This window comes from Halovivax gelatinilyticus, assembly GCF_024300625.1.
GTDB classification, from domain to species: Archaea; Halobacteriota; Halobacteria; order Halobacteriales; family Natrialbaceae; genus Halovivax; species Halovivax gelatinilyticus.
The window spans coordinates 688,907-709,022 of the sequence record NZ_CP101322.1; the positions used below are offsets into that span (position 1 = coordinate 688,907).

Here is a 20,116-nt window from a genome sequence, read left to right on the forward strand (position 1 = left end):
CCTGTCTCCGAACCGGCGACAGGTACTCGGTATGGTCGGTGGGGCGACCGTGGCCGGAATCGCAGGATTCCCGGCCGTAACGGCACAGGACGACGACCTCGACCCCGTCGAGGACCGCGTCGAAGTAGATCCGGCCGACATCGTCGAGGGCGGGACGTTAAACGTCGGGCTCGTGCTCGACCCCGACACGTTCGACGAACCACAGAGCGTGGAAGCGCCGGCGACGATCGTCCACCAGCTCTTCTACGAGACGCTCTTGCGGCCGTCCGCATCGGGCGAACCGCACGAGTGGCTCTCGGAGTCGTTCGAGCTCGTCGAAACGCAGGACATCGATCGGTCGGCCTACGAGGAGTACATGGTCTCGGCGCCGATCGAAGACGGCGTCATCGAGACCGAAGAGCAGATCGTTGTGACACATCCAGAGACGGACACCGCCGAGGACGACGAGGCACAGGTGCTCACCGTCGCGGAGACCGGTGACGCCGTCGCCGACGGCGTCTTCGGGATGCAGTACCGACACGAGCTCCACGAGGGGGTCGAATTCCACAACGGCGAGGAGTTGACCGCCGACAACGTCGTCCAGTCCTACGAGCGCTGGGAGCACTCGGCGAACGCCGGGCAGGTGTTCGATCAGTTCCTCCACGCGGAGGCCGAAGACGAGTATACGGTCAGCATCTACTCGCAGGTTCCCGACGCGGAGGCGATCGACGACAACCTCTGGCCGATCTACCCCGAAGAACAGGCCGACATCCCGCTCGGCGAGTGGGATCCGCTCGAGGGGAACGATCCCATCGGGACCGGTCCGTGGGTGTTCGAACAGTACGAAGAGCAGAACTTCATCGTCGTCAGCCGCAACGAGAACTACTGGCTCGAGGAGGTCGGCCTCGACGCGATGCCGTGGTGGGATGGTCCCGACGACTTCCCGGCCAGTCCCGTGATCGACGAGATCCAGATGGAAATCGTCCCGGAAGACTCGACCCGGGCGGCCGCCCTCGAGACGGGCGAGATCGACCTGACGTACAACCTGACGGCCGATCAGAACACCAGTTTCGATCAGTCCGAGGACTTTCGCGTCGCGACGAGCTCCGGCGGCTCGTACCTGTTCGTCCAGTTCCCGGTGACCGTCGAGCCGTTCGACGACGAGCGGGTTCGGCGGGCGGTCAATCACCTCATCCCCCGAACGGACATCGTCGAGACGATCGAACAGGGCTGGGCCACCGAAGCGTGGGCGCCGCTGCCGGAACTGGCGGCCGAAGCCGGGACGACGGACTACGAGCAACTCGAGGAGAATCTCCGCGAGTACAACGAGTTCAACCCCGAACGCGCCCAGGAACTCATCGAAGAAGCCGGCGTGGAGACGCCGATTCAGGCGAACTTCCAGACGAACTCCGACAACGACGACCGCGTCCGCAAGGGCGAGTTCATCGTCGAGTCGTTAAACGCCTCGGGGCTATTCGACGCGACGCTCGAGACCCCGGGCGACCTCACGACGTTCGTCGGGATGTTCTTCGAGCCCGACTACCACGAGCAGGGTAACATCGCCATGGTGGGCCTGTCGGGAACGTTCAACCCGCACAGCTTCGTCGAGGCGATCCACCACCCGGATCAGTTCCTCGAGTGCTGTAACGGCAACATCCCGCCAGGATCGCTGCCGGCCGAGTTCGTCGAGGACATGGACAACGCCCAGTTCGGGATCGACATCGCTGACGATCCGGACATGCGCGCAGAGCGCTACGACGAACTCTGGGAGCAATTCCTCGAGATCAACGCGAACTCGATCGTCGACTTCGAGATTCAAAGCGCCGTATTGAACGACGTCGACCTCCACGGCTACAACATGTACCCGTTCGTCACGGGACTGCTGAGCTACGGCCTCCACAACCCGATCGACCAGCAGATCACCTACATCGATCGACAGTGACCGGCGGACGAGTCGAGGAATCGACGACGACCATCCGACGCGCCCCGTTCGGGGCTCGATTCACATGAGTCTCAGGCGTTTCATCCTAAAGCGGTTCCTGGTGACGATCCCAATCCTCTTTGGGGTCTCGATAGTGACGTTCGCACTCGTCCACCTGACGCCGGGCGATCCGGTCAGCCAGATGGTCGCGCTAAATCCGGACGTCTCTGCGGCGGAAGAAGAACAGATACGCCGACAGTACGGCCTGCACCTGCCCGTCTGGGAGCAGTACGTAAACTGGGTCGGGGGGATCCTCCAGGGCGACTTCGGCGAGATCATCGGGACCAATCGTGCCGTCGAAGACGTCGTCTGGGCTCGACTGCCGGAGACGATCGCGCTCGGTCTGTTCGGCTGGGGCTTTGCGCTCCTGATCGCGATTCCGACCGGGATCTACGCGGCGGTGAACAAAGACCAGATCGGTGACGACGCCAGCCGCGTCGTCGCCCTCTCGGGTATTTCGATCCCGAACTTCTGGCTCGGACTCATGCTAATCTTGATCTTCGCCGTCGTCCTCGGCTACTGGCCCGTACTCGCCCCGCGCGAGCCGCTCTATCACCCGGATATGTTGTGGTACCTGGTCTTGCCGGGTATCACGATCGGAACGGCCTCCTCGGCCATCCTGATGCGAATCATGCGCTCGTCCATGGCGGAGGAGTTGAACAAAGAGTACGTCACCGCGGCCCGGGCGAAGGGACTGCCCGAACGGACGGTCATCTTGAAACACGTCCTGCGGAACTCGCTCATCTCCGTCGCCACGGTGGCCGCGTTTCTCACCGCGAGCATCATCTCCGGATCGGTCGTCGTCGAGGTCGTCTTCAGCTGGCCGGGGCTCGGCCGCGAGTTCATCAACGCGATCCAGGCGCGCCAGATCGACCTCATCCTGGCGATCACGCTGTTTACCGGCGTGGCGATCATCCTGGCGAACTTGCTCGCCGACATCGCCTACGCGCTGCTCGATCCGAGAATCAGAGACGAGTACTGACCACACATGACCACAGAACGATACGTACCAGACGAGCGCGGTCGGATCCAGATCACGGGGTTCGATCCGGAACGCGTCATCGAACGCGAACCGCTATCAGAGTGGACGGAAGATACCGGCGGCGAAACGGTCGGCCGGTGGCGCAGAGCCGTCGGACGGTTCACCCGGAATCGAAGCGCCATGCTCGGACTGTTCGTCGTGCTCGTCATGACGCTGCTCGCCGTCTTCGCCCGCCCGATAACCGTCGGCGGCTTCGCCGTCCAGCCGTACGCCATCGCCCCGTTCGAGCCCTCTGATATCGTCGCGTTTCACGGCTCCGACGCGGGTATCTACGCCGAACCGTCGCGAGAACACCCGATGGGAACCGACGAGACCGGCCGCGATCTGTTCACCCGGGTGCTCTACGGCGGCCGATACAGCATTTCGATCGGCTTCATCGTCGTCTTCCTGACGGCGACGTTCGGTATCGTCTACGGGAGTATCTCCGGCTACTTCGGCGGCTGGACCGACGAGATCCTGATGCGCTTTGTCGACCTCATCTTCGCGTTCCCCGGACTCGTGCTCGCGCTGATCATCGTCGCGATGCTCGGCGGCGGCTACTGGCAACTGGTCGCAGCGTTCAGCCTGGTCGGCTGGGCCTCCTACGCTCGCCTGATACGCGGCGAGGTTCTCAAGGTGAAACAAAACGAGTACGTACTCGCAGCGAAGGCGCTCGGTGCGCGCGATCGATCGATCATCTTCAAGCACGTCGTGCCCAACGCGTTGGCCCCGGTGGTCGTCCAGGCGTCACTCAGCGTCGGGACCGTCGTCATCGGCGTCGCCGCGCTCGGCTTTCTCGGCGTCGGATTCGACCCCGGAACGCCCGAGTGGGGAACGATGTTAGACGCCACGCGCGAGACGCTGATCGCCGGGCCGACCGGGTCGATCCCGTGGTGGGCGACGGTGTATCCCGGCGTCGCGATCTTCCTGTTCGTGATGGCCATGAACTTAATCGGTGACGGCATCAACGACGCGCTCGACGCCCAGGAGGGCGAAGTCGCCCTGCAGGGAGGTGGCGGCTGATGGCGCTGCTCGAAGTTTCGGACCTCTCGGTGAACTTCTACACCCAGGAGGGCGTCGTCAAGGCCGTCGACGGGCTCTCTTACGAGATCGACTACGGGGAGAAGTTCGGCGTCGTCGGCGAGAGCGGCGCCGGAAAGAGCGTCACGGCCCTCTCGCTGATGCGCCTCATCGAGGATCCCGGTCGGATCGTCGAGGGCGAGATCGTCTTCGACGGTCAGAACCTGCTCGAGCTGAGCGACCAGGAGATCAGAAACGTCAGGGGCAACCGGATCGCCATGATCTTTCAGGACGCACAGACGGCGTTGAACCCGGTCTACACGATCGGCGAGCAGATCGCGGAGGCGATCAGACACCACCTCGGCTACGACACGGAGCAGGCGAAAGCCCGGGCGATACAGTTACTCGACGACGTGGGCATTCCGGAGGCAGAAACCAGGTACAACGACTATCCCCACCAGTTCTCCGGCGGGATGCAACAGCGCGCCGTCATCGCCATCGCCCTCTCGTGCGATCCCGACCTGCTCATCTGTGACGAGCCCACGACCGCGCTCGACGTGACGATCGAGGCCCAGATATTGGAACTGATCGAGGAACTCGCAGACGAGTACGACACGGCAGTCCAGCTGATAACCCACGATCTCGGCGTCATCGCGCAGGTCTGCGATCGCGTGCTCGTCATGTACGCCGGCAAACCGGTCGAGAAGGCGGACGTCGACGACCTCTACTACGATCCCAAACACCCCTACACGGTCGGGTTGATGAGTTCGATCCCGCGCGTCGGCGATCCGAGCGATCGCCTCCAGACGATACCGGGAACCATGCCGGACCTCGTCGAGCTGCCGTCCGGCTGTAGTTTCCACCCGCGGTGTCCGTTCGCAGAGGAGGTCTGCCCGCAAATCGAACCACCCCTGGTTGACGTCGAAACCGGCCTCCCGGCCGAGGAGTCGGCGACGCACTCGTCGGCCTGTCTCGAGTACACCGGCGACTTGGAGGAGGGTCTCGACTACGAGGTTCACGTCGAGGAAACGGCGGACTACGAACCGGATCAGCCCGAAGACACCCGACCCGAGGAGGGAGATTGAGATGGAACGACCGTCCGATTCGAACGAGTACACGCTGGACGGCGCCGTCGACGGGCAACCGCCCGATCGATCGAACGAGGAGCCGCTGCTCGCCGTCGAGGGGCTGACGAAGTACTACGACGCGAGCACCGGATTCGTCGACCGGCTGCTCGGCCGAGAGCGGAAGGTCCGGGCGGTCGACGGCATCGACCTCGAACTGTACGAGGGCGAAACCCTCGGCATCGTCGGCGAGAGCGGCTGCGGGAAGACCACGCTCGGCCGGGCGATGCTCCAGCTGGTCGAACCGACAGACGGAGCGGTCTACTATCGAGGTGAGGAGCTGACCGGCGCGTCGAGTAAGCGGATTCGTGAACTCCGAACGGACCTCCAGTACATCTTTCAGGACCCGTTCTCGAGTCTGAACCCCCGGCTGACGGTCGGCGACATCATCGGCGAACCGCTCGACATTCACGACATCGCCGAGGGCGAAGCGCGGACGGAACGCATCTACGACCTCTTAGAGACCGTCGGGTTGAACGCCAGTCACACCTACCGCTATCCTCACGAGTTCTCCGGCGGACAGCGCCAGCGAATCGGTATCGCCCGCGCGCTCGCCGTCGATCCAGAGGTGATCGTCTGCGACGAACCCGTAAGCGCCCTCGACGTCAGCGTCCAGGCCCAGATTCTGAACTTACTCGAGGACCTTCAGGACGAGTTCGACCTCTCGTACATCTTCATCGCCCACGACCTCTCCGTCGTCGAACACATCTCCGACCGTATCGGCGTCATGTACCTCGGGAAGATGGCCGAGATCGGCTCGACGGCGGAGGTGTTTACCCCGCCGTACCACCCCTACACTGAGGCGCTGCTGTCGGCGATCCCGGAACCCGATCCGCGGTGGGAGGGTGATCAAATTTTTCTCCCCGGTGACGTCCCCTCGCCGCTCAACCCGCCGTCGGGGTGTCGGTTTCACACCCGCTGTCCGCGCGTCATCCAGCCCGCGGGCTACGACCTCGAACAGTCGGTCTGGCGCGACGTGATGACCTTCAAGCTCAGACTCCGCGAGGCCGACGGACTCGAAGCGGTTACGGCGATCGAAGGCGCGAGTGACGGCGAGATGCGAACGGATGCCGACGAACCCGAAGACGCCATCGAACCGCCGGATCCGAGCGAGATTTCGAGAGACCACCTGGACGAACTGGTCCGCGAGGAGTTTTCGCTCCCGGCGTACCTCGAAGATCCCGACGCAGAAGACGTCATCAGCGACACCGTCGGTCTGCTCTACGACGGCGACCTCGAGGGCGCCTCGACCCGCCTCGATCGAGCGTTCGAATCGCCGTGTGAAGTTCACCCGCCGGCGCTGTACCCGACCGGCGAGACCCACCGCATCGCCTGCCTGCTGTACGACGATCGCTACACCGGCGAGGAGTTTCGCGAACCCGCGACCGGCGGGACCGACGAAGCCGCAGCCGACGACTGAGCCGTCGCGCCCGTGTCGGTCGAACTGACAGCGTCGATCGGTCGCCCCGATCCGGCGGCTCCACCGGGCAATCGTCGGCACGTCGCTTTTGTCCGTCCACTCCGTGCTAGGGGTGATGCGTCGGATCTACGAGTCGGAGGCAGTCGAACGCGACGACACACCCTTTACCCCCGGCGAACGAGCGCGTTCGGCGAAACCCGAGGCGTTTCGCTCGATCCCGGGTGGGAGCGTGAGTCGGTGGTTTCTACCCGATTGGATCCGATACCGGGCACTTTCGATCGACATCGAGACGGCAAAAGAGACGTACGCCGTCGGCGAACGGATCCGCTTTGCGGTCACGATACGAAACGCGATGCCGTTTCCCGTGACGATCCCGACGGTGACGCCGCTTCTGTGGACCTGGCACGTCGACGGACACGAGGCGGCGGCGACGTTCGACCGAGAGGAACCGATCACGGAATCGCGCGCGTTCACGTTCGACCGTGGCGAGCGAAAACGGTTCGTGCGTCGGTGGGATCAACGGTATCAGGTCGCCGCGTCGGAGTGGGAGCCGGCCGGGCCCGGAACGTACACGATCGGGGCGTCGCTCAACGTGGAGTCACCCGAACGCTGGGGGCTCACGGCCGACACGACCGTCGAGGTACGCAATCCGTAATCAGCCACACGACGCAAGCGATATCAGACGTGGCGACCGAGCCGACCGATCTGGATCACGACGGCCCCCGAGAGACGGCTCGCGGACGGACGAATGCCGTGAATTTATAGCCCGTCGCTTCGTGGCCGGCGATAATGCGCGTGGCCGCCGTCTCGCTCCGGACCGCCCACCACGAGGAGACGGACGCGACCGGGCGGTTCCGGACGGTTCTCGAATTACTTCGCGACGGCGGCCACGACGTGCACGTCCTGTGTGCCCGCTGGTGGCCAGACGACCGAGACGTCGTCGCCGACGACGGCATTACCTACCACGGACTGGTCCCGACCCGCGACGCCGGTCGCTCGTTCTGCTGGCGGCTGCCGATCGCGATCCGCCGGCTCGGCGCGGACGTCGTTCACGTCGCCGCGGAACCGCCGGCGCAGGTGCTCGCCGCGCGGTGGGGAACGACGCTCTCGAACGTACCGCTCGTCGCCGAGTGGACCGGCGCCAACGGCTCGAAAGAGACGCGCGACTACCGTCGAGCGGCCAGGCGAGCCGACGCCGTCGTCACCCCGTCCCGACTGGTCCGAACCTGGGTCCGCGAACTCGGCGTCGACGGCGAGGACGTCGCCGTCGTCCCGGATCCGATCGATCTCGACCGAATTCGGTCGATCGAGCCGGCCGATTCGACAGACGTCGTCTACGCCCGTCGACTCGACGAGGGAGCGAACCTAGAGAGCGTCCTGCTCGGGCTGGCGGAACTGCGCACCAAGGACTGGACCGCGACCGTCGTCGGTGACGGCCCACGACGGGGCGCCTACCAGGAGATGGCCCGAGAGCTGCGAATCGACGACCGGATCGACTTCGTCGGCGCCGCCGACCGCGACGAGCGCATCGCCATCTACCGCGGCGGGCACGTCTTCGCCCAGACGGCCGAGTTCTGTCTCTACCCGACAGAGCTGGCCTGGGCGCTCGCCTGTGGTTGCGTCGGCGTCGTCGAGTACCACGTCGACTCAGCCGGTCACGAACTCGTCGAGGGACGCGAACGCGGCTTCCGGACGACCAGCGAGACCGAACTTACCGACGCGATCGTCACCGCCGGTCAACTCGAGCGAACGGACTTCGACGACTCGTTCGAGGCGCTCGATCGGCGGGCGGTTCGCAACCAGTACCTGAATCTCTACGAAACTCTCCAGGACGAAGCCGGACTGTTCTGAATCGATCGTCACACGGAGAATTCACTGCGCTGAGCACGGACGGTACCGACACCCGGACGAGAACGCGTCATCGACACCCGGACGAGAACGCGTCATCGGCACCGGGCGAGGACGTACCGCCACTGTCCCCCGCCGAGTTCGTCATCGAGCGTCCACTCGTTCTCGACGGAAAATCCCGCCGCGTCGAGTGCGTCTTTCGACCGGTCGATGTCGTGGAAACTCCAGGACATTTCGGCACCGCCGTCGAGCCAATCCGGGTTGGATCCCTCCCACGCGCCCTCTCCGAGCGTGACGAGGAGCCAGCCGTTCGGGCGGAGCACGCGTTCGAACTCGGCGAAGACCGTCTCGTGCTCGTCGCGGGGAACGTGGATCACCGAGTGGAAGGCACAGACCGCGTCGAACGTCTCCGGTTCGAACGGCAACGCGGTGAGATCGCCCTGTGCGAGCGTCGCGGCCGCACCGCCCCCACGACTCGCCAGTTCGAGTTGGGCGCGCGAGACGTCGAGACCGACGACGTCCGCCCCCGCCTCGGCGAGCGGCCGCGTCGCGGCCGTGCCATCGCCACAGCCGGCGTCGAGGACGGTCGGTTCGGCGTCGTCGATCCGATCGAGTAGCTCCCGCAGAAGCTGGCGTTCTCCCTCGTCCTGATCGCGTTCTGCGGCGTAGGTCTCCGCGAGGTGGTCGTAACCGTCGCGGACGAGACGCCGCCGGTCGACGTTCGATTGGGCGAGCGAGTCCGCGTCCGAGTCGGTCACTGCGACCCCTCCCGACGCTCGTCGTACGCGGGCGGATCCCGCGTCGCTAGCGCCGTCTTCACGGCCGCGACGTTCTCGGGCACGTCGTGGACGCGGACGACGTCGGCGCCGCGGTCGACCGCCAGCGCCGTCGCGGCGACGGTGGCCGCCCGCCGCTCGCCCGCCGGCTGGTCGACCCACTCGTACATCGACTTCTGGGAGTGGCCGACGAGAACGGGACAGCCGAGCGCGCGAAAGTCGCCGAGTCGCGAGAGGAGTTCGAACTCCTCGGGCTTCGATTTTCCGAACCCGAGGCCGGGGTCGACGACGATCCGGTCGCGATCGAGCCCGGCGCGCTCGGCCAGCAAGACCGTCTCCGAGAGATCCGCCAGCACGTCCGTGACGACGTCGTCGTAGGTGACCTCGCGGTCGGGATCGACCGGCGCGTCGAGGCTGTGCATCACGATCAGCGTCGCGTCGTGGTCGGCCGCGACGAATCGCATCTCCGGGTCGGAAAGTCCGGAGACGTCGTTGACGATCTCCGCCCCCGCGTCGAGCGCCGCCTCGGCGACGGCTGCCTTTCGCGTGTCGATCGAAAGGGCCGCGTCGAGTTCGGCGATCCGCTCGATAACGGGAACGACTCGATCGATCTCCTCCTCGACCGACACCGGCTCCGCGCCCGGTCGGGTCGACTCGCCGCCGACGTCGACGATCGACGCTCCCGCTTCGACCATCGCCTCCGCTCGCTCGACGGCGGCGTCGACGGTGTCGTACCGTCCGCCGTCGTGGAAGCTGTCGGGCGTGACGTTCAAGATGCCCATGACGGCAGGCGACTCGCCCCACGGCGGAGGCGTCGGTTCCGTCGGTGGCGCCTCGCCGTCGATGCGAATCCCGAGCGCTCCCTGGAGTGCTGTGCCAACCTGTGAGAGACCGTACGGCTGGGCGTCTAGCTTCTGAATCAACCGGCGAAATTGCGAGAGCGTTCCCATGCAGACCGCCTCGACGAGCTGTTCTTCGCGCTGGAGTCCCGAAATGGCGCACTCGCCGCCGAGACTCAACAGTTCCTGCTTGAGGTAGGCCGACTGACGCTCCTGGAGTCGCAACGAGACGGTGCGGTGGACGGCCTTCCCGCGCATCCGCCAGACGCCCTCGTCCGTCACGTTCGCCCGCTCTAAGGCCGCCCTGGCGTCGGCTACGTCTCGAACGCGAGTGGGGATCGGCGCCGTCGTGTACCGCGTTCGCGCTTCGGCGACGGCGTACAGCGACCCGGCGACCACGACGGCGTCGTCCGGTCCCGCCGAGTCCAGTGCGTGTTCGAACGCGTCCCGGACCGCCGAGATCGTTCGGACTTCGTCGACGCCCTCACGCTCGAACACCCGCGCCAGCACGGCCGGGTCGACCGCTCTGTCGGTGGTCGGGCGACAGGCGACGACCGCGTCGGGCGTCGGCAGCGCCGCGGCCATCTCGGCGTACTCCTTGTCGTGCATCGCCCCGACGATGAGGTGGAGGGCGTCGTACTCGAACGTCGAGAGCGTCCGGGCGAGCTGGTCGCAGGCGTCCGGGTTGTGCGCGCCGTCGAGCACCACCAGCGGGTCGGTGTCCATCACTTCGAACCGACCCGGCCAGTGGGCGTTCCGCAGTCCGCGCGTGAGTTCGGTCTCGGTGGGATCGACGAGCTGGCACGCGAGCGCGACGGCGACGCCAGCGTTCTCGGCCTGGTGAGCCCCGATGGCCGCCGTTCGACCCTCGACCACCCCGTCGAGCGAACAACCGAGAGTTGGACCGATATCGATCCTGACGGACGCCTCGTCGTGAGAGACGCGCCCCTCGTAGGTGACGCGGACGTCGGGGCTGTGCTGAGCTGAATCGCCTGCCGGTCCCGTGGCGTCGTGGGCCTCCGCGGCGTCGATCCCGTCGGCGACGGTCACGACGTCGCCCGCGACGTCGCGGATCGCCGCGAGCGCCTCGCCGTCGGTCGCCGTCACGAGCGGCTGGTCGCCGGCGACGTGGGCCTTATCGCGCGCGATTTCCTCGACAGTGTCGCCGAGGATTCCGGTGTGTTCTAACGTCACGCTCGTCACCGCGCTCGCGATCGGGTCGACGACGCTCGTCGCGTCGAGCTTGCCGCCGATTCCAACCTCGAGAACCGCGAAGTCGACGTCTTCGCGCGCGAAGTGCCACAGCGCCATCGCGGTCGAGACTTCGAAGAACGTCGGCGATTCGCCGTCGGCACCGCGCTCGGTGAGATACTCGTCGCAGGCGTCGACGAACTCGGTGATGGCCGATTTGGGAATCTTGCGACCGTCGACTCGAATCCGCTCGCGCATGTCCTCGAGATGGGGCGACGTGTACAGCCCCACCGTGTATCCCGCCTCGCGAAGGATCGATTCGACCATCCGGGCCGTCGACCCCTTCCCGTTCGATCCGGCGATCTGGACCGCGTCGACCGACTCGTGCGGGTCGCCGAGGTGGGCGAGCACGTCGGCCGTCGACGCCGTCCCCGGCCGGATCCCGAACCGGCCCAGATCGAAGAGCCGGTTCGCCGCGTCGTGATACTCCATGTGCCGACATCGGCGCACGGTCGCTTTAGATTGTTGGAGTGGAGTCGCGCCGGGCGGCGAACGTGAGTGCGACGGACGCTACGATTCCGAATCGATACAATTGACGCGACTGCTCACCCTGTCGGGCTGGACAAGAGCGGGTTGTGTCCGTCGTTACAGGTCATCGACTTCCGACGTCACGTTTCAGTTGGGACCGAACGTCGCGTGCCTTCTCTGCGGCGTGGGTTCCCTGCCAGAGCCCCGCCCCCGCACGAATCTGCTCACAGCGTTCGTCGACGAGTCGCGTGAGGAGGTCGTCGAACGTCCCGTCGTCGCCTTTCAGCGCCGCGTACGTGTCTTCTTCGACCCGAATACGCTGCTCATAGTGGTTGTACACGTTCCCGTATTCAATCGTGTTTCGCCGGTTGTACCGAAGATGTCGGACGTAACGAACGGAACCGACGAAAAAGGCGAACTCGACGATCACACGCCCTGCATTCCGCTGGGCGGGCGTAGAAAGAGCCCGTCGAATAGGGCGAGAAGGCCGATCAGACTCGCGGCGAGCATTCCTCGTTCGAGTGGAATTCCGAGCGCCTGCGTGAGTAGCGTTCCTCCCGCAAACGCGAGCGGGATGGATGCCAGCAACAGGTCGTACCGACTGATCTTCGAACGGATTCGACGGAGCGTCTCGTGCGCACGGATGACTCTCTTCATGTCGATGCCCACCTCCGGGAACGGGTAGGCTATTGGGCAGAAAATTTTTCGGTTACGCCCGGAGAGTGTTCGGGAGTGTATATAATCGCCGTAAATTTATTCGTTTCAGTGCTTGTTCGGCACTGGTCGACCGTCATCGAGCGGGCACCCGGTCGATCGCAGAGGCCATCGCTTCCGGGTCCTTCACGTAGCGGATCCGTTCGAGGGGTACGTCCCAGTGGTGGTGATCGACGGGCGGTCCGCCCCCGCGGTACTCGATCCTGACGGCCCGTCCACAAAACGGCGTGAGAAGGGTGAAGACGCTGTGTGTGACCGAGACGGAGTCGATCGCCTCGAGGGGGACGCGCCACTGAACGGCGCGCAGACGGGTATCGTAGGCGACGAGGGTGTCGTCGTAGACCCGAAACTCGAGGTCACCGTACTCGATCCACACGACAAGGAAGGTGACGCCGTAAACGAACACGAACGTGGCCGTGATCACACCGATCCAGCCCCACAACCCGCTGTCGAGTCCGACGAGCGTGTGCGTTACCCCGGCCAAGGAGCCGAACACGACCAGTCCGAAAAACAGGGAGAACGGGAGGATTGTTAGCACGGTTGCCGCTGCTGACACCGCCTGCCGGTTAGTACGGAAGACGGTACGTGGACTGGCGGTCGGCAGTGGTATCTCCTCAACTTCCCAGTCACAGGTGGGATCGAACGTGAGGGAGGAGGGGCCGATACCGGCCTCGCGCAGGTCGAAAAGGAACTTCGGGACGATCACAATGGCCACGATCGTGGCGAGGATCTCGGCGGGCATCGCGAGAACTGATCCGGCCGCGAAGAGGCCGACGAGCGTCGCGTACAATCGCTCCCGAGGTCGGATGCTCTCGACGGACGCTCGCTCGTAGACGCTGTCAACCGCCCACGCGGCGACGATGGTGACGTGTTTGGCGACGAGCAACGCAAGGATTAATGCGAGCGAGGGGTCGAGACTCCCGATATCGGGTCGGGTGCCCGGTGACTCGCCCAGGTAGTAGAAGGCGAAAAACAACGTTCCGAGGCTGGCCACATTGATTAGTGAACGGTACACGTACGCAAGATTTCGTGGGTAGACGTAAACGGGGACGAATGGCAACCGGTAGTAGCCACGCTTGTCGATTAAATGTCTATTAATAAATACAAAGCTGTCATGATGAAGAGCGGTCTTGTCTGGGGGGTGTCCGACGAACGCCTTTTCTGCCATCGTCCGGGTGGTGGCGAGAGCCGTGTCGAGCACGAAGATGACCGCGACGACAGCCGGACTCCACCCAAAGAGGAAAGTACCGGCGAGTATCGACACGTTTGCCACCACCACGATCAGGAGTAGCATTGCTTGAGTTCGTTCCATAATATTATATTTTCAAAATGTGAATGTTGTTCAGGTTCTAGAACAGCACATAGTGTATCACAAACTTTTTTTATTAGATAGTTCTTCTAAATCAGGTCCATAACCATCAGGTACATAATTGTGTGTATCTATATATTTGATTAGCAACGGCCAGCGACTTCCTCGCAGAAGCTTTCCGCTCCCCACTGACTGAATCCTGCAGTATTATCGAGAAAGCTCAGAAGTTCAGCAAAGAAAAAACCGCATGAAGCCGCGAAAATGAACGACGATATCATTGCAAGACAAATAGCTGACGACGTAGCAGTAATCGCCACTGCCGCTGTGAGGAGAATGATGGCGAGACAACCGGCACATCCGAAATTGTTGTCCGCGAGTTCGTCGAACACACCAGCATCACCGAGATCAAGTACAGTACCCGCGAAGTTGGGGGTTACCTTCCGCATAAAATCCCAGAATCGACTCCGTGGGAGCTGATCCTGAGCAGCAGCAACGAGTTCGATCAACAGCTCCTGAGAATCCACGATCATGGAAAGACCCTGGATTGCCAGATCCTCTGCAGCGTCCGAGATCCGCTCTTCGGCCGCTGCGATCGCATCCGACGTGATTTCGGCGACTGTGCCTTTGGCTATTCCAATCTCCGAGGCCAGCGAGTCCAGCGCACTCCCGAAATAGTCGATAATATCTCCCGGACTCGGAAGGCTCGGGAGTGAGATCCATTGGGGCGAGCTGTCCGCGTCGTAATTGATCTCGTCGTGGCCGTCAAACAGATTGACGGTTTTTCCCGAGTTCGCATTCATCTGCGCCTCCGATAGTTGTGCTCCGCGTTCGAAGGTTCGCGTTTCGAACGTATTCGCCGTTTCGATCCCGTCTGTGGCGCTCCCAAGGAGAGATAGTTCGATCGCTTCGGGGTGACCGTCGTCTGCTTCCCAGATCAACTCGTATCCAGCATTGGTTACGTCCCACGTCTCGTCTGATCGGGCCAGATTGACCAGGCCGTGGTCTCCTCTCTCGGTATCCGTAATCTGAAAGATAACGAGGGTTTTGGCTCCCCCACCGGCCGTCGACCTGTAGTACAGACTTGTCGCATCGTGACGGATTCGGCCATCGACGTCTGCAGCGATCGTCTCGTACTCCTCAGTTCGTTCGAATACGGCTGCGTTCTGCAGTTTCGAAGACGCGATCGCATCCTTGTGAGCGTCAGCGTCGATCGACAGATCGACTCCAGCGATCGCCACGCTGGTGACGTCGCCGTAGTATTTGATCTGCTTGGACTCTCCCCCTTCGACCGAAACCGTCGTTTCGGAATTCCTGGTTCGGTCGTGTACGACCCCACCGGTTGCTTCGGCGCCGAATTCAACGGTCTCCCCCTCGGGAGCGGAACAGACGATTCGCATATTCTCCGGAACGAACTCGATGGTGGCGCCGGACTCGTGAGCGATTTCTTTGATATTCCCGTCGAACCGAGCGAGGACGTCGGTACCGCCGGGCCGTACGGAGATCGCACCGTCTTCGTTAGTCTCCGAAGTTCCTTCAACGACCTTGATGTCGGCTGATGTTCGAACCGTCACCTCATCGCGTTCACCGCTGATTCGAAGGTCTCCAGGAAGTCCAGAAGGGAGGATTTCGTCGACCGAGATTCGGTCACCATTCTTCCGGACGCTTCGTACTTCACTCGTCGATTCGAAGTACGTAATCTCACCCGCGTACTCGAACGTCGTCCGCCCCGAAATTTCGCCGGTTATTCTTCGGGAGTTGATTCGAGTTATCCCTTCACCACCGTCGGCTGGATTGATCCGTCCGCTCGCAGAGATGTCGATCTCCGTCCCCGATGGGGCAGCGACCGTTATCGAATTGTGAGGGAAGGAAGCCACATCAAAGGGCTCACCGTCCACGGAAACTTCAACGTCACCGTCAACGTCGAATTCCGTGAACTCCCCACTGAACTCGAATGTGTGCGTGTCGTTTTCGATGGACGACTGGACAGTCCCGTTAGTGACGATTTGAGCTGGTACGCTCACGCTGTTGAGCGCACCCGAACGGAGAAGAGATACTCTGCATCTCCCGTTCCACGGATTGAAACCGTTCGTTCCATGTCACCCGATGACAATCCGGGATCACCTCGCTCCGTCACGTTGACCAGTCCGCGTTCGCTCCTGGCTCCTGTGACGGCGGATGACAGGGCAAGTCCGCCGGCTGCACCCACCGACCGTAGTACGTTTCTCCTCGACAGAGAACCCCCTATCATTTCGTTGATTAGTCATACGTTCACCAAATAGTCGCAAACAATTTAAATCTTACTGATTAGTGATATTAAAAAATGTGGAATGAATTCTTGGAAAGTAAGCCTTTATAGGATATAGGTGTTAGAAAGTAGCTTAAATGATGTGTTATAGCTATATTTGCTCGGTCTAGGAATCCCACCGGAACTAATGGTGAGAGAGTTCATTGAATTTCTCTCGAACCGGACACCGCGAAGCACTCAGTGTATATCTATTGAAATATGCGAATCAGGGGAAATCAGCGTACGTGACAGATGTAATTCACCCGGCAGAGGTGCACCCAACAATATATGCCGATCGACAGTACTGATTCCTCGTTATCGACAGTGAGAAGGCATCTACGCAGGTGAACTTTATCTGGATAGTCGAAACGCGACCGGGTGAAATGGTGAACAAAGCTTTAGTTCGCCGAAACGGAGAAGAGATTCATAGGCAAAATCCACCACAATCCACTATAGGAGTGAGTGACGGAAAAAGAAGGAGAGTCCGCCTAGATAAACACAACAAGTTCGCCCTCGAACCGGATCTGGAGTATCCCACCCGATTCAGTATCTAGGACTAAGGCCGACGAAACGGAACGAACCGACGCCAGCCTATTCGCCCTTCGGCTGGCCCCAGTACTCGTCGCGCTGCGGGCGATCGCTGACCGCCTGGACGTCGATCGGCTCGCCGCGGTGCTCGCGGGCCTCCAGGGCGGCCGAGGCCGCCTCGTAGGTCGAGAAGTACGGAATCTCCTCTTCGACGGCGACCGATAGCAGGTCGCGCTTGCCCGAGACGATCAGGTCGATCTCGCCGCGGCGGGCGGCGTCGATCAGGTCGACCGCGTCGGAGAAGTCGTAGTACGTACTGAAGCCGTCGGCGAGTTCCTCGCCGGCCTCGCTGTCCGGTTCTGGGAACGCGTCATCGGCCAGGTCCAGAACCATCGTTCCCGACTCGGGGATGGCGTTACCCGCCGCGGACTGGGCCTTCTCGTAGGCCTTGCCGAACGTGTCGGCGGTGCCCATGACCTCGCCCGTCGACTTCATCTCCGGGCCGAGTCGCGGGTCGCTTCCGGGCAGTCGGTCGAACGGGAGGACGACCTCCTTGATCGACGTCTGGGCCGGCACCTGCTCGGTGACGTCGAGGTCAGCCAGCGAGTTACCGGCCATCACCTGCGCGGCGATCTTCGCGATCGGGACGCCCGTCGCCTTCGAGATGAACGGGACGGTTCGCGACGAGCGCGGGTTCGCCTCCAGGACGTACACCTCGCCGTCTTTGACCGCGAGCTGGACGTTCAGCAGTCCGACGGTATCCAGCGCGCGGGCGATCTCTTCGGCCACCTCGCGCACCCGGCGGTTGACGTCGCGGCCGAGCGATCGCGGCGGGATCATACACGCCGAGTCGCCGGAGTGAACGCCCGCGCTCTCGACGTGTTCCATGATTCCGCCGATGAGGACGTCCTCGCCGTCGGCGACGGCGTCGACGTCGAGTTCGACGGCATCCTCCAGGAATTCGTCGACCAGGATCGGCTTGTCCGGACTCACTCGGACCGCCTCTTCGATGTACGTCTCGAGTTCGGCGTCGTCGTGAACGATCTCCATCGCGCGGCCGCCGAGGACGTAGGAGGGCCGGACGAGCACGGGGTAGCCGATATCGTGAGCGAGATCGAGCGCCTCTTCTTTGGAGACGGCCGTTCCGCCCTCCGGCTGGGCGATGCCGAGCTCGTCCATGAGGGCGTTGAAGCGGTCGCGGTCTTCTGCTAGGTCCATCGCCTCGACGGAGGTACCGAGCACCGCACAGTCGAGACCGCGGCGTTCGAGTTCGGCTTCGAGCGGTTCGCCGACGTTGACGGAGGTCTGACCGCCGAACTGGACCATCACGCCGTCGGCGCCGGTCGCCTCCGCGGCGTCGGCGACTTCCTCGGCCGTGATCGGCTCGAAGAAGAGCCCGTCGGAGGTGTCGTAGTCCGTCGAGACCGTCTCGGGATTGTTGTTCACGACGTGCGCGTCGATCCCCAGTTCGCGAAGCGCCTGCACGGCGTGGACCGCGCAGTAGTCGAACTCGACGCCCTGGCCGATCCGGATCGGACCACCGCCGACGACGATCACGCTCTCGACGTCGGGGTCGATCTCCAGTTCGCTCGCCGCCCGCGAGACGCGTTCGGTCGGGGCGCCGTCGTCGGTCGCGCCTCCCCCGGCGGTCCCGGGGATGGCCGTACCGGCGAGCGCAGATTGCCGGGCTGAGTAGTAGTACGGCGTCTGGGCTTCGAACTCGCCCGCACAGGTGTCGACCTGTTTGTACGTTCGCTCGGGGACGGCCGATTCGACCGACTCGACGTCGGTGTCTGCCAGTTCGGCGACGGCCGCGTTCGTCCGGCCGGCGGCGGCCGCCTCGGTCACCTCGCCCTCCCGGGCGGCGCTGTCGGCCGTCGCGATCCGTTCGAACCGCTCGACGTACCACTCGTGGATGCCGGTCAGCTCACAGAGGTCGGAGACGGTGTAGCCGCGGTCGAACGCCTCGAGCATCGCGTACGGACGATCCGGCGTCGGTTTCTCGAGGAAGTCGGTCTCGAGGTCCCCGTCCGAGACGTCCGCGAAGTCGGCGCTCGGATCGTACTCGGTCGAGCGAAGCGCTTTGAGCAGGCTCTCCTCGAACGTCCGGCCGATCGCCATCGCCTCGCCGGTCGACTTCATCGCCGTCGTCAGCTCGAAGTCGACGTCGTCGAACTTGTCCTTGGGCCACCGGGGCACCTTCGTGACCACGTAGTCGATCGCCGGCTCGAACGCGGCGGTCGTCTCGCCGGTGATCTCGTTTTCGATCTCGTGGAGGCGCTTGCCGAGAGCCACCTTCGCGGTGACGCGTGCGATCGGGTAGCCGGTCGCCTTCGAGGCGAGCGCCGACGAGCGCGAGACGCGCGGGTTGACCTCGACGACGCGGTACTCGCCGCCGGGGGTGCCGTCGTCGCGCCAGGCGAACTGGATGTTACAGCCGCCCTGGATGCCGAGTTCGCGGATGACGTCGAGCGCCGCGGTGCGCATCTCCTGGTGGCCGGGGTCGGGAATGACCTGACTGGGCGTGACGACCGTCGACTCGCCCGTGTGGATCCCCATCGGATCGAGATTCTCCATGTTGCAGATGATGATACAGGAGTCGTCGGCGTCGCGCATCACCTCGTACTCGAGTTCGATCCAGCCGGCGATCGACTCGGTGATCAACACCTCGTTGTTCCGAGAGAGGCGCAGTCCCTTCCGGACGCGCTCGATCAACTCGTCCATCTCGGAGACGACGCCGGAACCGGAGCCACCGAGCGTGTAGGTCGTCCGGGCGATGACCGGTAATCCGCCGACGTCGTCGACGGCGCCCTCGACGCGCTCGCGCAGGTCGGTTTCGTTCAGTTCGGCGACGGACTCGCCCTCGTCTAGGGTGATCGTCGTCGAGCGCGGGACCGGCTGGCCGATCGACTCCATCCGCTGGCGAAAGAGGTCACGATCTTCGGTCGCGTAGATGGTGTCGAGCGGCGTCCCCATGATCTCGACGTCGTGTTCGTCGAGGACGCCCTCCTCTGCGAGTTCGGCGGTGACGTTCAATCCGGTCTGTCCGCCGAGGCCGGCGATGACGCCGTCAGGTGATTCCGTCTCGATGATCTCGCTGATCGCCTCGGTGGTGATCGGTTCGATGTAGACTCGGTCTGCCATCTCCGGATCGGTCATGATCGTCGCGGGATTCGAATTGACGAGCACGACGCGGGCGCCTTCCTCCTGCAGCGCCCGGCAGGCCTGTGCGCCGGAGTAATCGAACTCCGCCGCCTGGCCGATCTGAATCGGGCCGCTCCCGATGAGCAATATCGTGCGCCCGTCCGGTTCGTCCCCGGCTCGATGGTGCGCGGAAGCCATTGGTCGTCCGTTCGAAGTTCGTACATCGTAATAAGCCCCACGATACGTTACGAAACCCGTAACGTGGTTTCGATATTCGTATGCTAACCGGCGACAGGTCCGTCCGCCGTCCCCGCGTCAACTCCCACGGGTAGCCATCGACGGAATGGCGGCGACACGTACCATTTATTCAGTGACAAGTTGTGGCTGTTCGTGGTGGATATGCGTTATAG

14 protein-coding genes are annotated in these 20,116 nt (G+C 63.3%); 7 read left to right on the plus strand and 7 right to left on the minus strand.

The genetic code is table 11. The features are described 5' to 3' along the window. Nucleotides 1-49: 49 nt before the first annotated feature. The 7 genes from NKH31_RS03340 (at nt 50) to NKH31_RS03370 (ending at nt 8,396) form a co-directional block, all read left to right on the plus strand. A complete protein-coding gene (locus NKH31_RS03340; RefSeq protein ID WP_254863726.1) occupies nt 50-1,921 on the plus strand; it encodes an ABC transporter substrate-binding protein in 1,872 nt (623 codons plus the stop codon). A 64-nt stretch (nt 1,922-1,985) separates the two neighbouring features. After that, nucleotides 1,986-2,942 (plus strand): ABC transporter permease, encoded by a 957-nt coding sequence (locus NKH31_RS03345; protein ID WP_254863727.1) that lies wholly within the window; start codon nt 1,986-1,988, stop codon nt 2,940-2,942. A gap of 6 nt (nt 2,943-2,948) precedes the next feature. Further along, the gene (locus NKH31_RS03350; protein WP_254863728.1) at nt 2,949-4,004 is read left to right on the plus strand and encodes an ABC transporter permease; all 1,056 of its coding nucleotides are present in this window, start codon (nt 2,949-2,951) and stop codon (nt 4,002-4,004) included. Next, a complete protein-coding gene (locus NKH31_RS03355; RefSeq protein ID WP_254863729.1) occupies nt 4,004-5,086 on the plus strand; it encodes an ABC transporter ATP-binding protein in 1,083 nt (360 codons plus the stop codon). Before NKH31_RS03350 ends, NKH31_RS03355 begins: the two co-directional genes overlap by 1 nt. Before the next feature lies 1 nt (nt 5,087). Further along, nucleotides 5,088-6,545: an ABC transporter ATP-binding protein gene (locus NKH31_RS03360; RefSeq protein ID WP_254863730.1), complete on the plus strand. Its 1,458-nt coding sequence runs from the start codon at nt 5,088-5,090 to the stop codon at nt 6,543-6,545. A gap of 115 nt (nt 6,546-6,660) precedes the next feature. Further along, on the plus strand, nt 6,661-7,200 hold the full coding sequence (locus tag NKH31_RS03365; protein ID WP_254863731.1) for a DUF7974 family protein: 540 nt from the start codon (nt 6,661-6,663) through the stop codon (nt 7,198-7,200). Nucleotides 7,201-7,334: 134 nt separating this feature from the next. Next, nucleotides 7,335-8,396 carry a glycosyltransferase gene (locus NKH31_RS03370; RefSeq protein WP_254863732.1) on the plus strand — a complete coding sequence of 354 codons (1,062 nt, stop codon included), beginning with the start codon at nt 7,335-7,337 and terminating at the stop codon, nt 8,394-8,396. 92 nt (nt 8,397-8,488) lie between these two features. On the opposite strand, the gene NKH31_RS03375 is transcribed toward NKH31_RS03370, so the two are convergent. The 7 genes from NKH31_RS03375 to carB all read right to left on the minus strand — a co-directional run bounded on the left by NKH31_RS03375 (nt 8,489) and on the right by carB (nt 19,904). Then, entirely contained in the window at nt 8,489-9,151 is a 663-nt protein-coding gene (locus NKH31_RS03375) for a class I SAM-dependent methyltransferase (RefSeq protein ID WP_254863733.1), read from the minus strand. Beyond that, the gene (folP, locus tag NKH31_RS03380; RefSeq protein WP_254863734.1) at nt 9,148-11,691 is read right to left on the minus strand and encodes a dihydropteroate synthase; all 2,544 of its coding nucleotides are present in this window, start codon (nt 11,689-11,691) and stop codon (nt 9,148-9,150) included. The genes NKH31_RS03375 and folP overlap by 4 nt, the downstream gene beginning before the upstream one ends. Before the next feature lie 160 nt (nt 11,692-11,851). After that, nucleotides 11,852-12,157 (minus strand): hypothetical protein, encoded by a 306-nt coding sequence (locus NKH31_RS03385; RefSeq protein WP_254863735.1) that lies wholly within the window; start codon nt 12,155-12,157, stop codon nt 11,852-11,854. Beyond that, nucleotides 12,154-12,384 (minus strand): DUF8015 family protein, encoded by a 231-nt coding sequence (locus tag NKH31_RS03390; protein ID WP_254863736.1) that lies wholly within the window; start codon nt 12,382-12,384, stop codon nt 12,154-12,156. Before NKH31_RS03390 ends, NKH31_RS03385 begins: the two co-directional genes overlap by 4 nt. Before the next feature lie 133 nt (nt 12,385-12,517). After that, complete coding sequence (locus NKH31_RS03395; protein WP_254863737.1) at nt 12,518-13,456, minus strand: hypothetical protein; 939 nt, start codon at nt 13,454-13,456, stop codon at nt 12,518-12,520. 437 nt (nt 13,457-13,893) lie between these two features. Next, entirely contained in the window at nt 13,894-15,771 is a 1,878-nt protein-coding gene (locus tag NKH31_RS03400; RefSeq protein ID WP_254863738.1) for a hypothetical protein, read from the minus strand. An 854-nt stretch (nt 15,772-16,625) separates the two neighbouring features. Beyond that, on the minus strand, nt 16,626-19,904 hold the full coding sequence (carB, locus tag NKH31_RS03405; RefSeq protein ID WP_254863739.1) for a carbamoyl-phosphate synthase large subunit: 3,279 nt from the start codon (nt 19,902-19,904) through the stop codon (nt 16,626-16,628). Between the last annotated feature and the right edge of the window lie 212 nt (nt 19,905-20,116).

Excerpts from the sequence above, each read along its gene's own strand:
- NKH31_RS03390 (WP_254863736.1), bottom strand. The coding sequence starts at position 12,384 with ATGAAGAGAGTCATCCGTGCGCACGAGACGCTCCGTCGAATCCGTTCG.
- NKH31_RS03345 (WP_254863727.1), top strand. The coding sequence starts at position 1,986 with ATGAGTCTCAGGCGTTTCATCCTAAAGCGGTTCCTGGTGACGATCCCA.
- NKH31_RS03350 (WP_254863728.1), top strand. The coding sequence starts at position 2,949 with ATGACCACAGAACGATACGTACCAGACGAGCGCGGTCGGATCCAGATC.
- carB (WP_254863739.1), bottom strand. The coding sequence starts at position 19,904 with ATGGCTTCCGCGCACCATCGAGCCGGGGACGAACCGGACGGGCGCACG.
- NKH31_RS03355 (WP_254863729.1), top strand. The coding sequence starts at position 4,004 with ATGGCGCTGCTCGAAGTTTCGGACCTCTCGGTGAACTTCTACACCCAG.
- NKH31_RS03370 (WP_254863732.1), top strand. The coding sequence starts at position 7,335 with ATGCGCGTGGCCGCCGTCTCGCTCCGGACCGCCCACCACGAGGAGACG.
- folP (WP_254863734.1), bottom strand. The coding sequence starts at position 11,691 with ATGGAGTATCACGACGCGGCGAACCGGCTCTTCGATCTGGGCCGGTTC.
- NKH31_RS03360 (WP_254863730.1), top strand. The coding sequence starts at position 5,088 with ATGGAACGACCGTCCGATTCGAACGAGTACACGCTGGACGGCGCCGTC.
- NKH31_RS03365 (WP_254863731.1), top strand. The coding sequence starts at position 6,661 with ATGCGTCGGATCTACGAGTCGGAGGCAGTCGAACGCGACGACACACCC.